Source organism: Streptosporangium minutum (assembly GCF_002149035.1).
Lineage (GTDB): Bacteria > Actinomycetota > Actinomycetes > Streptosporangiales > Streptosporangiaceae > Streptosporangium > Streptosporangium minutum.
Genome location: NZ_NGFP01000247.1, coordinates 1 through 14,056 on the forward strand (window position 1 = coordinate 1; position 14,056 = coordinate 14,056).

General features: G+C 69.9%; 12 protein-coding genes. 8 read left to right on the plus strand and 4 right to left on the minus strand.

What is annotated here, in order from left to right; genetic code table 11:
- Positions 1 to 218: 218 nt before the first annotated feature.
- A complete protein-coding gene (locus CA984_RS35825) occupies positions 219 to 1,067 on the minus strand; it encodes a DegV family protein (protein WP_086577846.1) in 849 nt (282 codons plus the stop codon).
- A gap of 120 nt (positions 1,068 to 1,187) precedes the next feature.
- On the minus strand, positions 1,188 to 2,396 hold the full coding sequence (gene hutI, locus CA984_RS35830; RefSeq protein ID WP_086577847.1) for an imidazolonepropionase: 1,209 nt from the start codon (positions 2,394 to 2,396) through the stop codon (positions 1,188 to 1,190).
- Positions 2,397 to 3,268: 872 nt separating this feature from the next.
- On the opposite strand from hutI, the gene CA984_RS35840 reads away from it, so the two are divergent.
- From CA984_RS35840 to CA984_RS35865, 6 genes are read left to right on the plus strand one after another with little or no spacing between them, the layout of a single operon-like run.
- Positions 3,269 to 4,144, plus strand: a complete 876-nt coding sequence (locus tag CA984_RS35840) for an STAS domain-containing protein (protein ID WP_207621158.1) — start codon at positions 3,269 to 3,271, stop codon at positions 4,142 to 4,144.
- Complete coding sequence (locus tag CA984_RS35845) at positions 4,144 to 4,524, plus strand: STAS domain-containing protein (RefSeq protein WP_207621159.1); 381 nt, start codon at positions 4,144 to 4,146, stop codon at positions 4,522 to 4,524. The genes CA984_RS35840 and CA984_RS35845 overlap by 1 nt, the downstream gene beginning before the upstream one ends.
- Entirely contained in the window at positions 4,521 to 4,922 is a 402-nt protein-coding gene (locus CA984_RS35850) for an anti-sigma regulatory factor (protein ID WP_086577851.1), read from the plus strand. The genes CA984_RS35845 and CA984_RS35850 overlap by 4 nt, the downstream gene beginning before the upstream one ends.
- A complete protein-coding gene (locus CA984_RS35855) occupies positions 4,910 to 5,923 on the plus strand; it encodes an ATP-binding protein (RefSeq protein ID WP_086577852.1) in 1,014 nt (337 codons plus the stop codon). The genes CA984_RS35850 and CA984_RS35855 overlap by 13 nt, the downstream gene beginning before the upstream one ends.
- Positions 5,920 to 7,611: an ATP-binding response regulator gene (locus CA984_RS35860; RefSeq protein ID WP_086577857.1), complete on the plus strand. Its 1,692-nt coding sequence runs from the start codon at positions 5,920 to 5,922 to the stop codon at positions 7,609 to 7,611. Before CA984_RS35855 ends, CA984_RS35860 begins: the two co-directional genes overlap by 4 nt.
- Positions 7,604 to 9,202 (plus strand): fused response regulator/phosphatase, encoded by a 1,599-nt coding sequence (locus CA984_RS35865; RefSeq protein ID WP_086577853.1) that lies wholly within the window; start codon positions 7,604 to 7,606, stop codon positions 9,200 to 9,202. Before CA984_RS35860 ends, CA984_RS35865 begins: the two co-directional genes overlap by 8 nt.
- Before the next feature lie 269 nt (positions 9,203 to 9,471).
- Here the strand turns inward: CA984_RS35865 and hflX are convergent, their stop codons facing one another.
- Positions 9,472 to 10,929 carry a GTPase HflX gene (gene hflX / locus CA984_RS35870; RefSeq protein WP_423229349.1) on the minus strand — a complete coding sequence of 486 codons (1,458 nt, stop codon included), beginning with the start codon at positions 10,927 to 10,929 and terminating at the stop codon, positions 9,472 to 9,474.
- Positions 10,930 to 11,069: 140 nt separating this feature from the next.
- On the minus strand, positions 11,070 to 11,762 hold the full coding sequence (locus CA984_RS35875; RefSeq protein WP_086577855.1) for a DUF4097 family beta strand repeat-containing protein: 693 nt from the start codon (positions 11,760 to 11,762) through the stop codon (positions 11,070 to 11,072).
- Positions 11,763 to 11,994: 232 nt separating this feature from the next.
- On the opposite strand from CA984_RS35875, the gene aceB reads away from it, so the two are divergent.
- Both aceB and CA984_RS35885 read left to right on the plus strand, forming a co-directional pair.
- Positions 11,995 to 13,581 carry a malate synthase A gene (gene aceB, locus CA984_RS35880; protein WP_086577856.1) on the plus strand — a complete coding sequence of 529 codons (1,587 nt, stop codon included), beginning with the start codon at positions 11,995 to 11,997 and terminating at the stop codon, positions 13,579 to 13,581.
- A 240-nt stretch (positions 13,582 to 13,821) separates the two neighbouring features.
- The coding region (locus CA984_RS35885) for an FAD-binding oxidoreductase (RefSeq protein ID WP_133061873.1) at positions 13,822 to 14,056 on the plus strand (235 nt) is incomplete at its 3' end.

Here is a 14,056-nt window from a genome sequence, read left to right on the forward strand (position 1 = left end):
GCGCGGGATCGGGGGTGTCGAACGCCGTCAGCATCCGCAGCCGTGACTCGGCCCGGAACCGCTCGGTGGCCTGATCTGTGGTCCGCACGCCCAGGACGCTACGGCGATGTCACCGGGCCGTCCTCGGCCGAACGCGGCTCTGTGGACAACCTCTCCGAGCCTGCGGCGGACCTGTGGACAAGGCGCGCCAGAGGCCGGAGGGAGGGAAGGTCAGCGGGTCAGGAGGCAGGGGAGACGGTCAGACCGAGCATGCCGGGACCCACGTGGGCGCCGATGACCGCGCCGACCTCGACCACGGTGACCTTGACGAGCCCGGGGATGCGCTGGGGCAGGCGCGCGGCCAGGGTCTCGGCACGGGACGAGGCCGCGAGATGCTGGACGGCGACGTTCACCGGACCGGTCCCGGCGGCCTGAACGGCGAGGTCCTCGAGACGGGCGATGGCCCGAGCAGCGGTGCGGACCTTCTCCAGGGGGACGATCACGCCGTCGGCGATGTGCAACAGCGGTTTGATCATCAAAGCGGATCCGAGCAGGGTCGCCGCCGCGCCGATACGGCCTCCCCTGCGCAGGTACTCCAGAGTGTCGACGTAGAAGAAGCTACGGGTGGAATCCATGCACCGGCGGGCGGCGTCCGCCGTTTCGGTCATGGTCGCGCCCCGGGCCGCGGCCTCGGCCGCGGCGAGCACGGGGAACCCCAGGCCCATGGCGATCGACCTGCTGTCGACGACCTCGACCGGGATCAGCGCGTCCTCGGCTCCCGCACGGGCCGCCTCGACCGTGCCTGACATCTCCCCCGCCAGGTGGATGGAGACGACGGCGACCGCGCCCCGGGCCGCCGCCTCGTCGTAGACGTCGGCGAAGCGCTGCGGGGCGGGCCGCGAGGTCGTCACCGGCGCCCATTCCCTGAGCGCCTCGTTCATCGCCGCGCCGTCGATCTGCGCCACGTCGTCGAGCGGCCGGCCACCCACCACGACCTGGAGAGGCACTGTGGCGATCCCCAGGCGGGAGGTCTCCTCCCGCGGCAGATACGCGGTGGAGTCCGTGACAACAGCGACCGATGGAGACATATGCAGAGATTACCCAGAAGAGATCGCCCAACCGGGACTGGCGTGATCGCCGGGTCGCTCTCCGTGCCACGGCCGCGCCGGACGACCGCGCGTCCCCGATGGGCGACCGGGCAGCGGCTTCTACTGGACGGGGTTGCCGCCGCGCCAGACCCGGCGGGGCTTGAGGCCGAAGGCCCAGGCGAAGGCGCCTTCGTGGTCGGCGTCCCACTGGACGATGTCGGCCAGGTGGCCGGGAGCGAGGACGCCCCGGTCGGGAACGCCGAGGACGGTGGCTCCGCCGAGGGTCGCGGCACGGAGCGCGTCGCCGACGCTCATGCCGAAGGCCGCCACGGCGAGGCTGATGACCAGGGACATCGAGGTGATTCCGCAGTGACCGGGGTTGTGGTCGCTGCCGAGCGCCACCGTGACGCCCTGGGCGAGCATGCGGCGGACCGGCGGCAGGCTGCCGCGCTGGAGGGCGGTTCCCGGGCAGACCACGGCGGGGACGCCGTAGCGGGCCAGGATCGAGATGTCCTCGTCGGAGGTGTGGTGGAGCAGGTCGGCGGAGGCGCAGCCGAGCTCGGCCGCGAGCTGCACGGCGCCGCGACGGCTGTAGGCGCCGGCGTGCACGCGGGGCAGCAGCCCGACGTTGCGGCCGGAGGCGAGGACCCAGCGGGCCTCGTCGGTGGTGAAGTGTCCCTCGTCGCAGTAGACGTCGACGCTGTCGGCTCCCGCCGCGGCCGCGTCGGCGCACCATGCGCCCACGGCTTCGACGTAGTCGCGCTGACGGCCGAAGTATTCCGGCGGGACGACGTGCGCGGCCATGAAGGTGACGTGCACGCGCGGCATCATCGGCTCTTTCTCGAGCTCGCGCAGGAGTCGCACGTCGGCCAGCTCGCCGTCGCGGGTGAGGTGGTAGCCGGTCTTGGCCTCCACGGTGGTGGTGCCGCTGAGCAGCCAGTCGCGCAGACGCTCGCGGACACCGTTGCACAGGGTCCACGGGTCGGTGCCCCGGGTCACCGTGACGGTGGAGCCGATGCCACCGCCGGCGGCGGTGATCGCGGACGGCGTGGAGCCGCTGGAGCGCATCGCCATCTCGGCGTAGCGGTTCCCCGCGTAGACCGGGTGGGTGTGGGCGTCGATCAGACCGGGCGTGACCAGCGCGCCGCCCAGGTTCTCGACATGGTCGACATCGACGATGTCGTCCACCACGCCGGGGACACTCTGCGGCAGGTCGGCCGCACGGCCGACCCAGGCGATCCGGTCGTTGTGGACCAGGATCGCGGCGTTGCTGCACACGTCATTGCCGGTCCAGAGCCGGCCGATGTTGGTCAGGAGGCGGACGGTCATCGCATCACCGCCTTGTACGCAGGGGAGGACCTCGGGAGGGAGACCGCTTCCGAGCACGAGGGGCGGACCCAGCCGTTGCCGGGCTCCATGCCCACCGGGTCCGCTGTGAGTCCGGACGACATTGGGGGGTCTCCTGCTCTCATCCGCATATCGTGGTGCGGCGACAGTATCGCCGGGATCATGATCAGGCGATTTCAGTTCAGTTACGTTATTTCACAAGTGAGCTCGCTGTACAGGCTAATTGGGAAGAACGCCGCTTCGCCGTAACCACATCCGGCGCACCGGCTCCAGGCCACATCCGGCCTCGAGTGTGTTTTCACAGCTCAGACCACTTATTTCACGCCTGCAACAACAGTCTCCGAGACAACTTGCACCCTAACATCTCGGCAGATTTGCCTTATGGTAGCAATCCAAACCTTGGCCGACCACTGTCACTTTTGAGGCTTTTGTACGGTTTTCGCGCTTCATCAGTCCACCCCAGAGAGCCCCTCACCGGCAAGCTCACCCATTGAAATGTGACTCCCGACCCCCATAGCCTGACAAGAGGCCGTAGGGGTGGCGGCACCCCGGCCCTCCCCGCCGGCCCGAGCGGCCGGGCACCGCCGCGGCGCCGTACACGACCCGCGATCAGTGATGAACGTCTCCCCGGCGACGGTCGGGAACGGCGGGCGCGGCCGTGCTGTTCCGGCCCCTCCCGCAGGCGGTCCCACCACCGGGAAGACCCTCCGCGTGAACGGCGGCGCCGGTCGGCCGGACCCCGGTCCGGGGCTGCCTGACCTGTGAGCGAAACCACCCCGCAGCCCGCCTGAAATAGGCTCTAAGCAGGACGTTCAGTGTAATCTTTCGTGCGAGCTATCTAATAAGCCGCACGCATGGGAGTTACCTTGTCCGTCCACGCGGACGCCGGTCGGCGTCGCATCGAAGAACTGCTTCAGGAGAACGAGGAACCCGTCTTCAAGCGCTGGCTGGAGATCGCCGGTTCCTCCTCCAGCGGCCATGTGGACCGCGGCAGCCTGATCGGCCAGCTCCGCGAGCTCTACCAGGCCGTGCACCAGTCGCTCGGCGAGTCCTCCGACTCCAGCGACCTGCGCGGGCTGCTCGCCGAGCTCTCCCGGTCCCGGGCCCGCCAGGGTTTCACGCCCACCGAGACCGCCACAGTGGTGTTCGGGCTCAAGGAGGCGCTCTACGAAGTCGTCGAGAACGACGGCTCTCCCGAGGCCCTGCGAGGTTTCGTCTGGTTCTCCCGGGTCATTGACGAGCTTGGGCTCTTCACGATGGAGAGCTACGCCGCGGCCAGGGAGAAAATCATCATCGACCAGGCCGAACAGCTCCTGGAGCTCTCCACCCCGGTGGTCAAGCTCTGGGAGGGCATCGTCGCGGTGCCGCTCGTCGGCACGCTCGACTCGGCCAGGACCCAGGTGGTGATGGAGAAACTGCTGCAGACGCTGGTGGACACCGGCTCCGAGCACGCGGTCATCGACATCACCGGCGTGCCCGCGGTCGACACCCAGGTCGCCCAGCACCTGCTCAAGACCGTGGTGGCGGCGCGGCTGATGGGCGCGGAGTGCGTGATCTCCGGCATCCGCCCGCAGATCGCCCACACCATCGTCACCCTCGGCATCGAGTTCGGCGACATCGTGACCAAGGCCTCACTGGCCGACGCGCTCGCGCACGCGCTGCGGCAGAGCGGCATCGAGTTCGTCAAGCACAGGGGGACCCGCATCGCCGTACGGACCGTGGAGGAATGATGGACCGCGTGCCCGTCCTCAAACTCGGGGACATCCTCATCGTCTCCATCCAGATCGACCTCCAGGACCAGAGCGTGCTCGCGCTCCAGGAGGACCTGGCGGACCAGGTGGTCGCGACCGGCGCCCGAGGGGTGATCATCGACATCACCGCCGTGGAGATCGTCGACTCGTTCATCGGACGCATGCTGGCCACCATCGCCGCGATCTCCCGGATGCTCGACGCCGAGACGGTCGTCGTCGGCATGCGGCCCGCGGTGGCGATCACCCTTGTGGAGCTGGGTCTCTCCCTCGGCGGCGTGCGCACCGCCCTCAACCTGGAGAAGGGCGTCGCCCTGCTGAACCACCTCGACGGCGCGCAGATCGTCACGGCCGCCCAGTGACGACCTCCGACGACCTGCCCATCAAGAGCAACAGCGACGTCGTCCTGGTGCGCCAGCACGTCAGGACCGCCGCCGTGAACGTTGGGCTCTCCCTCGTCGACCAGACGAAGGTGGTGACCGCGGCCAGCGAGCTGGCCCGCAACGCCCTCGTCTACGCGGGAGGAGGGCAGGTGCGGATCGAGATCGTCAACAACGGCATACGGAAGGGCCTGCGGCTGGCCTTCAGCGACACCGGGCCCGGCATCCCCGACATCCCGCAGGCGCTCACCGACGGGTGGACCACCGGCGGCGGACTCGGACTCGGACTCAGCGGCTCGCGCCGCCTGGTCGACGAGTTCGACCTGCAGTCGGCTCCCGGTGAGGGGACGCTGATCACGGTGACGAAATGGGCAAGGTGATCCGTTCCCAGAACGACACCTGGACGAGGGCCGAGGACGCGAGCGCGATCGGCGCCCTCCGCCGTCGCGCCGTCATGCTCGCCGAGGACCGGGGGTTCGACGAGGAGGACGCCGGCCGGGTGGCCGTCGCGGTGAGCGAGGCCGCCTCGAACCTGGTCAAACACGCCGTCGAAGGGGTCATGCTGATCCGTCCCCATCCCGAGCTGGACTCGGCGATAGAGGTCATCGCGATCGACCGGGGGCCCGGCATGCGCGACGTCTCCCGCGCCCTGCGCGACGGCTACTCCACGGCGGGCACCCTCGGCATCGGCCTGGGCGGCATCGCGCGGATGACGAGCGGTTACGACGTTCATTCCATGCCCGGCCGGGGCACTGTGCTCGGCATGTACTTCATCGCGCGTGACGCCCCGCGCCCCGCGTCGCGCGTGAGCGGCCTGACCCGGCCGATCGGCGAGGAGATCGTCTGCGGCGACGCGTTCGTGGTCGCCGAGAACGACGCCACGACGACCGTGATGCTCTGTGACGGGCTCGGCCACGGCAGCCTGGCCGCCCACGCCTCCCAGGAGGCCGTGCGGCTGTTCCTCCAGCACACCGACCTCCCCCCGGTCACCGTCCTGGAGCGGATCCACCTCGGTCTCGGCTCGACCAGGGGCGGCGCGGTCGCCGTGGCCCGCGTCGACCGGGCGGCGGGCACGGTGAGCTTCGCCGGACTCGGCAACGTCTCGGCGTGGATCGCGCACCACGAGGGCCGCCAGGGAATGATCTCGGTGCCGGGCATCGCCGGCCACAAGGCGCGCACGCTGCGCCAGTACGAATACGCGGTGCCCCAGCACAGCGTGATCGTGCTCCATTCCGACGGGCTCTCCGACCGCTGGGACATCACCTCCTACCCCGGGCTCGTCACACGTCCCCCCTCCGTGGTCGCCGCCACGCTGCTGCGCGACGCGGGGACCCGTAGGGACGACGCCTGCGTGGTCGCGATGAGGCCGTGGACGTCATGACGGGCGAGATGGCCGGAGACGAGCTGATCCGGATCAGCGTCCTGAACGACCAGGACGTGTTCGCCATGCGCAAGCTGGGCCGCGAGGCGGCGGAGGCCGCCGGTCTGGACACCCAGGACCAGATCCGGGTGGCCACGGCGCTGAGCGAGATCGGGCGGGAGGTTCTGAGCGAGGGCGCCGGCGCGTCCGCCGCCTTCCTGCTCGGGCAGGACAGCCTGATCGTCAGGATCGACCTGTCGGCGACGGCCGATCTCCGTCCGACGGACGGCGTGACGCTGGCGGGGCGTCTCGTCGACGCGATCGAGCTGGATCCCGCCACGGGACGGATAACCATGCTCAAACGGCTCCCGGCGGGCCGCCCCAGTCCCTCGGCGGACGAGATCCGCGCCAGGCTGACCAAGCTGACCCCCGCCACCGCCCTCGACGAGCTGCGTCAGCAGAACCGCGAGCTCGCCGCCACTCTGGAGGAGGTCCTGCAGCTCAACACCGAGCTGCAGGAGACCAACCAGGGCGTGCTCGCCCTGTACAACCAGCTTTCGGAGGAGCTGGAGGAGACCAACCGCGGCGTCGTGGCACTGTACGCGGAGCTGGACGGCAAGTCCGCGCAGCTACGGGAGGCGAGCGACGCCAAGAACCGCTTCTGGGCCACGGTCAGCCATGAGCTGCGCACCCCGCTCAACTCGATCATCGGCCTGGTCCGCCTCCTGGTGGGGCCCGGCGGGGACCCGCTGGCGGCGGAGCAGCTCCACCAGATCCAGCTCATCGGCTCCTCGGCGGAGACCCTGCTGTCGCTGGTGAGCGAGCTGCTCGACATGGCCAAGGCCGAGGCGGGGCGGCTCGCCCCGCAGCCGGCCGTGGTGGACCTGGTGGCGCTGGCCGAGCGGATGCGCATGACGCTCCGTCCCACCAGCGGCACCGACCAGGTCACGCTCTCGGTGAAGGTCTCCGAGAAGGCGTCCGAACTGTTCGTGGACGAGGTGATGCTCACCCGGATCCTGCGCAACCTGCTGTCCAACGGGCTGAAGTTCACCGAGGAGGGCGAGGTCAGGCTGGAGGTCGACCTCGACGCCGGCACCCACGAAGTGGTCTTCACGGTGACCGACACCGGGATCGGCGTCCCCGAGGAGCATCTAGAGCGCGTCTTCGAGGAGTTCTTCCAGGTGCCGGGGCCCATCCAGGTCCGGACGAAGGGCACCGGGCTCGGCCTGCCGTACGCCCGGCGCCTGGCCCAGGCGATGGGCGGCTCGCTCCAGCTGTCCAGCACCTCCGATGCGGGCACCACGGTCACCCTGCGGCTGCCGCACCGGTACGACGGGGCCCCGGTGATCGGCCGGGTGCTCATCGCCGACGACGACGAGGAGTTCCGCCACACGGTCCGGCGGATGCTCACCGGGTTCGCCACCCACATCGACGAGGCTCCCGACGGGCTGGTCGCACTGGAGACGATGACGGCGAACCCGCCGGACCTCGCGCTGGTGGACCTGCTGATGCCCCGGCTCGACGGCGCGGCGCTGATGCAGCGGATGGCCGACGACCAGCGGCTACGTGAGGTGCCGGTGCTCGTGGTGACCGTCGCCACCTCCAGCCAGTACCCGCGGGAGGCCAGTACGGTGATCTCCAAACACGGGCTGCGCAGGGAGACCCTGCTGGAGGCGATACGGAACGTGCTGGGGCACCACGATGAATGAGGGACCGGCCACCGTGCTGGTCGTGGACGACACGCCGACCAAGCTCTACATCCTGTCCAGCTGGCTGCGGCGCTCGGGACACGAGGTCGTGCAGGCCACCGGCGGTCTGGAGGCGCTCGCCAAGGTCAGGGAGCTCCGGCCGGACCTGGTCGTCCTCGACGTACGGTTGCCCGACATGAGCGGCTACGAGGTCTGCGAGCAGATCAAGGCGGATGCGGCGACCTCCTCGATACCGGTCATCCAGATCTCCGGAGCGGCGATCACCCCCGCCGACCGGGCCCAGGGGCTCGAACGCGGCGCCGACGCCTACCTGGCGGAGCCGGTCGAGCCCGACGAGTTCGCCGCGACGGTCGAGGCGACGCTGCGCTACTACCGGGCGCGGCAGCGGGCCGAGCGGATGGCCGAGCGGCTGGCGGCCCTCACCCAGGTCAGCCTCGCGATGAACTCCTCCGACACCTTCGAGGGACTCCTCGCCACGGCCGTCGAAGGCGCCTCCCGGATCCTCGGCAGGCGCGCGGGCGTGCTCGCCCTGCCGCCGGACGGCCGGACCCGCAGGTTCGCCGCCCTCCCCTCGGAGGGCATCGCCGTCTCCAAGACCGCGGCGCCCGACACGCTGCTCAAGCTGAGCGCGATGTCCCTGGGCAACGCGGCCGGGACGGAGGTCTTCACGGTCCCGGGCGGCGACTGGACGGAGTTGATGCCGGACACGGAGACCCTCGGCGACGCCTCGGCGGTCATCTGCCGCACCAAGATCGGCAGGCCGCCCGTCTACCTCGGGGTGGACGCGTTCCCGCCTCTCGACACGGACGAGTTCAACGTCCTGCGCCAGCTCGGCCAGGCCCTGGCCCTCTCGGTGGACGCCCTGCGCGCCTACGCCGAGGAGCACGCGATCGCCCTCACCCTGCAGCGCAGCCTTCTGCCCGCGCGGATCCCGGAGACGCCCGGGCTGTCGATCAGCTGGCGATACCAGCCGGCCGTCGACAACATCGAGGTCGGCGGTGACTTCTACGAGGTCCTGCGGCTGGGCGATCAGGTGCTCATCGCCATCGGCGACGTCCAGGGACACTCCCTGCTCGCCGCGACGGTCATGGCCGAGCTCCGTCACGCGCTGCGCGCCTCCCTCATCGGCACGGTGGACCTGGGCGTGTCCATGGCCCTGCTCAACAACGTGCTGCGGCGCTACCACCCCGGCATGACCGCCACCGTGTGCCTGGTACTCATCGCCCCGGAGACAGGGGAGATGGAGGTCGCCAACGCGGGCCACATCCCGCCTCTGGTCATCGGCGACGGTGCGGTCCACTACCACGACCTGGGCAACCTGCTGCTGGGCGTGGCCGAGGAGACCTACCGGGTCGACCGGCTGACCCTGCCGGAGGGAGGGGCGGTGCTGCTGTTCACCGACGGGCTCATCGAGGACCGCGACAAGCTGCTCGACGAGAGCCTGGAGATCGTGCGGCAGCTGGCGGAGGTCGTGGAAGGCGACCTGGAGCTCTTCTGCGACCGGCTCATCAAACAGTTCGGCGCCCGGGAGGACGACGTGGCGCTCGTGGCGTTCCGCCGTGAGGAGCCCGGGACGGGCTCCTCCTCCTGATTCCGCGCCGCACGTCCCCGCGCGAGACCTGATCCGCGTGCCCTGTCCCAGGCCTGACCCGTGTGCCTTGCGCAAGACCTGATCCACGCGTCCCCGCGCGAGGCCTGATCCGCGTGTCCTGCGCAAGACCTGGTCCGCACGTCCCCGCGCCGCCGCCGGACGCCGATCCACCGGCCCCGTATCCACCCGGCCCCTAACGAGACCACGCCCCGCCGTACCGGCCCCTGAGCGGGAACGTGGTACGGCGGGGCGTGGCGGGACGACCGCTCTCAGACGGTCTCGACCGGCTTGGCGGTCCTCTCCAGTTCGGCGAAGAGGCCGGGCAGGACCCTGGCGTGCAGGATCGTGCCGTCCTCGGTGTGCTCGACCCCGAGGACCTCCCCCTCCTTGTGCGCCCGGGAGATCAGGTCACCGCGCTGGTAGGGCACCAGCAGCCTGACCTCCTGGTCGAAGCGGGGCAGCTCGCGCTCGATGACGGCCATCAGCTCGTCGATCCCGGCCCCGGTACGGGCCGAGACCACGACGGTGTGCTTCTCGCGCGCGGTCAGCTGGGCCAGCACCACCGGGTCGGCGACGTCGGCCTTGTTGATGACCACGATCTCCGGGATGTCCCGGGCGCCCTCGATGTCGGCGACCACCTCTCGCACGGCGGCGAGCTGTGACTCCGGGTCGGGGTGCGAGCCGTCGACCACGTGCAGGATCAGGTCGGCGTCGCCGACCTCCTCCAGCGTGGAGCGGAAGGCCTCGACGAGCTGGTGGGGCAGGTGCCGGACGAATCCGACGGTGTCGGCCAGCGTGAACAGGCGGCCTTCGGGCGTGTGGGCCCGGCGGACGGTCGGGTCCAGCGTGGCGAACAGGGAGTCCTCGACCAGCACTCCTGCCCCGGTCAGCCGGTTCAGCAGTGAGGACTTGCCCGCGTTGGTGTAGCCGGCGATGGCCACGGCCGGAACCTCGCGCTCCTGCCGCCGCGCCCGCTTGGTCACGCGCGAGGTGGTCATCTCGATGATCTGGCGGCGCAGCTTGGCCATCCGCTCGCGGATGCGGCGGCGGTCCAGCTCGATCTTCGTCTCACCGGGGCCACGGCCGCCCATGCCGACGCCGCCCGCGGCGCGACCGCCGACCTGGCGGGACAGGTTGCCACCCCAGCCGCGCAGTCGCGGCAGCAGGTAGTTGAGCTGTGCGAGCTCCACCTGGGCCTTGCCCTCGCGGCTCTTGGCGTGCTGGGCGAAGATGTCGAGGATCAGCATGGTCCGGTCGATGACCTTGACCTTGACGACCTCCTCGAGCTGGCGGAGCTGGCCGGGGCTCAGCTCACCGTCGCAGACGACGGTGTCGGCTCCGGTGGCGGAGACGATGTCGGCGAGCTCCTGCGCCTTGCCCGAGCCGATGTAGGTGGCCGTGTCGGGCTTCTGGCGGCGCTGTATCACACCTTCCAGCACCTCCGAGCCCGCGGTCTCGGCGAGCAGTTTCAGTTCGAGGAGTGAGTTCTCGGCGTCGGTCGCCGTACCCGAGGTCCAGACGCCGACCAGAACGACCCGCTCAAGTCGCAGCTGGCGGTATTCGACCTCGGTGACGTCCTCGAGCTCCGTGGAGAGCCCCACGACCCGGCGTAGCGCCTGGCGTTCGGCCAGGTCCATCTCACCGGTGCCGGGCAGGTCGTCGAACTGGTCAATGTCCAGCGGCTCACGAGTGTCTATGTCGTTGCTCCATTCAGGTGCGTGGTTCATGTGCGTCCTCTCCATAGAGTGGAACACCTGAACCCCTCGGGTCTCTTCCCTCCGATGGTGCCACGTGAACGTCCGGGTCTCATCTGGTTATCGGCCGTTTCGTGGAGAAAGGAAACGCCGGAGCCTCCCGTCGCCTCCGCTCAGGAGGGCAGGACGTTGACGTCGCCGGAGCCGGTCCGCGCCGAGATGACGCTGGAGGAGGACGGGTCGTGGGTGACCTTGACGGTCCTGTCACCCGAGCCGGTCTCGGCCGTCACGTTGTAGCCCCCCTTCGGCAGCCGCACCGTGGCGCCGCCCGAGCCGGTCTCGATCTCGACATGGTCCGGCACGGCGGCGAACTTCGCCTCGATGTTCCCGGAACCGGAGTCGGCGGCGAACCGCTTGGCGCCCAGGGTGCCGGCCTCGATGTCACCGGAGCCGGTGGTGGCGTTCACCTCCCCGGTCAGCGAGCGCAGCGTGATGTCACCCGAGTCGACGTCCATCGTGACCTTGAGGCCCTTGGGGATCTCGATCCTGTAGTCGACGGAGCAGTTGGAGCAGTCATAACGCAGTGTGAGCGTGCCGCCGGCCACGGGATGCTCGGTCTTGGGCCTGCCGTCCTTGTTGCCCTTCTCGCCGCCCCAGTGGAGCGTCTCGGTCACCCGGACCTGTGACCGGTCCGACTCGTTGACCTCGACGTCTCCGGAGTCGCCGCGGACGTCCAGGAGCGTCAGCTTGCCGGGGACGTCGTAGGAGACGACCTCCTGGTTCCGGTTCCCGAGGTCGATCCGGCAACCGGTCAGTACGAGCGCCGAGCCCAGAAGCGCCCCCGCGACCATCATCTTCTTCTTCATGAGCTCAATCCTCGACTTCCGGAGAAGCTTCCCGCTTCCCTCTCACGACCGGTTTCCCGCTCCCTCTGCGGAGGGAGCGGGCTCAACTGTGCCGCAGCACGGAGGCCCGTTCTATCGGGGACTCCCCCGACTCGGCCCTTAGGTCGACCCTGTCTTTGACCGGGCCAGGGCCATCCAGTAGCGTCAATTCCACAATTCAGAAGTTATTTTCCATGATGTGGAAAGGAAGCTCATGGACGGCGTTGAGATCACGGGTCCCTCGCAGGACCGGTCCGAGGAGATCCTCACGCCGGAGGCCCTGGCCTTCGTGGCCGCCCTCCAGCGCGAGTTCGGCGCCCGGCGCCTTGAGCTGCTGGAGGCGCGGCGGGAACGCCAGGCGGAGCTGTCGGCCGGCGGCACCCTCGACTTCCTGCCCGAGACCAAGCACGTGCGCGAGTCCGAGTGGCGGGTCGCCCCGCCCGCGCCCGGCCTGGAGGACCGCCGCGTGGAGATCACCGGTCCGGTGGACCGGAAGATGACGATCAACGCGCTGAACTCCGGCGCCAAGGTCTGGCTGGCCGACTTCGAGGACGCCAACGCCCCCACCTGGGAAAACACCATCAGCGGCCAGCTCAACCTGCGGGACGCGCTGGACCGGACCATCGACTTCTCCGCCGGGGAGAAGCACTACGCGCTCAAGCCCGACGAGGAGCTCGCCACCATCGTGGTCCGCCCGCGCGGCTGGCACCTGGAGGAGAAGCACCTCACCCTCGACGGCGCCCCGTTCTCCGCCTCGCTCGTCGACTTCGGCCTCTACTTCTTCCACTCCGCGCGGCGGCAGATCGCCAAGGGCAGGGGCCCCTACTTCTACCTGCCGAAGATGGAGTCGCACCTGGAGGCCCGCCTCTGGAACGACGTCTTCGTCAGGGCTCAGGACCTGCTCGGCATCCCGCAGGGCACGATCCGCGCCACCGTCCTGATCGAGACCTACCCCGCGGCGTTCGAGATGGAGGAGATCCTCTACGAGCTCCGCGAGCACTCCGCGGGTCTCAACGCCGGACGCTGGGACTACCTGTTCAGCGTGATCAAGAAGTTCCGCACCCGGGGCCGGGAGTTCCTGCTGCCCGAGCGGAACGCGGTCACCATGACCGCCCCCTTCATGCGCGCCTACACCGAGCTGCTGGTCCGCACCTGCCACAGGCGCGGCGCCCACGCCATCGGCGGCATGGCCGCCTTCATCCCCTCCCGCCGCGACCCGGAGGTCAACAAGGTCGCCCTGGAGAAGGTCACCGCCGACAAGACCCGCGAGTCCGGCGACGGCTTCGACGGCTCCTGGGTGGCCCACCCCGACCTGGTCCCGATCTGCCGCGACGTCTTCGACGGCGTCCTCGGCGACCGGCCGAACCAGCTCGACCGCCTGCGCGAGGACGTCTCCGTCTCCGCCGCCGACCTGCTGTCGGTCTCCGAGACTCCGGGCGACATCACCGAGGCGGGCCTGCGCAACAACGTGGACGTGGCCCTGCGCTACCTGGCCGCCTGGATGGGCGGGCTGGGCGCGGTGGCGATCCACAACCTGATGGAGGACGCCGCCACCGCCGAGATCTCCCGCTCCCAGATCTGGCAGTGGATCCACAACGACATCGAGCTCGCCGACACCGGGACCGTGGTCACGAAGGAGCTCGTCGAGCGGATCATCGACGAGGAGCTCTCCAAGATCAAGGCGGAGCCCGGCTACGACGAGGCCCTCTACGCCCAGGCCACCGCCCTGTTCAAGGAGGTCGCCCTCGACGACGACTTCGCGGAGTTCCTCACCCTTCCCGCCTACGCGCGCATGCCGTGACATCGCGCACGCCCTGAGGCCGGCGAGCGCGGCGGGCGGTCCTCGCACCGGCGGGACCTCCCGTCCCCGCTCCCGTCCGGCCCGGTGCGGGGCGGGCCGTCCGGATTCGGGAGAGCCGCCGGACGCCGTCGCCCCGATGCTGAGCGAGAATGCGACATAGAGGGATGTCGTCCACGATCGACCGAGTGATCACGAGAGCAGGGGCGCTGCCGAGCTCCCGCGCACGCGGGAGGAGGAACGATGGGCACGAAGACACTCGACGGACTGGTCCGGCGCCTGCTGGAGTCGTTCGACCACGGAGCGGTGATCACCGATCCGGTACGGCTGCGCACCTATGAGTGCGACGGGCTGACCCATCACCGGGCCACCCCCGGCGTGGTCGTGCTGCCGGAGACCGCCGAGCAGATCGCGGCCGTGGTGCGGGCCTGCAACGAGTACGGCGTGCCGTTCGTGGCCCGGGGGGCGGGGACGGGGC

Excerpts from the sequence above, each read along its gene's own strand:
- CA984_RS35865 (WP_086577853.1), top strand. The coding sequence starts at position 7,604 with ATGAATGAGGGACCGGCCACCGTGCTGGTCGTGGACGACACGCCGACC.
- CA984_RS35855 (WP_086577852.1), top strand. The coding sequence starts at position 4,910 with ATGGGCAAGGTGATCCGTTCCCAGAACGACACCTGGACGAGGGCCGAG.
- aceB (WP_086577856.1), top strand. The coding sequence starts at position 11,995 with ATGGACGGCGTTGAGATCACGGGTCCCTCGCAGGACCGGTCCGAGGAG.
- CA984_RS35845 (WP_207621159.1), top strand. The coding sequence starts at position 4,144 with ATGGACCGCGTGCCCGTCCTCAAACTCGGGGACATCCTCATCGTCTCC.
- hutI (WP_086577847.1), bottom strand. The coding sequence starts at position 2,396 with ATGACCGTCCGCCTCCTGACCAACATCGGCCGGCTCTGGACCGGCAAT.
- CA984_RS35860 (WP_086577857.1), top strand. The coding sequence starts at position 5,920 with ATGACGGGCGAGATGGCCGGAGACGAGCTGATCCGGATCAGCGTCCTG.
- CA984_RS35825 (WP_086577846.1), bottom strand. The coding sequence starts at position 1,067 with ATGTCTCCATCGGTCGCTGTTGTCACGGACTCCACCGCGTATCTGCCG.
- hflX (WP_423229349.1), bottom strand. The coding sequence starts at position 10,929 with ATGAACCACGCACCTGAATGGAGCAACGACATAGACACTCGTGAGCCG.
- CA984_RS35840 (WP_207621158.1), top strand. The coding sequence starts at position 3,269 with ATGGGAGTTACCTTGTCCGTCCACGCGGACGCCGGTCGGCGTCGCATC.
- CA984_RS35875 (WP_086577855.1), bottom strand. The coding sequence starts at position 11,762 with ATGAAGAAGAAGATGATGGTCGCGGGGGCGCTTCTGGGCTCGGCGCTC.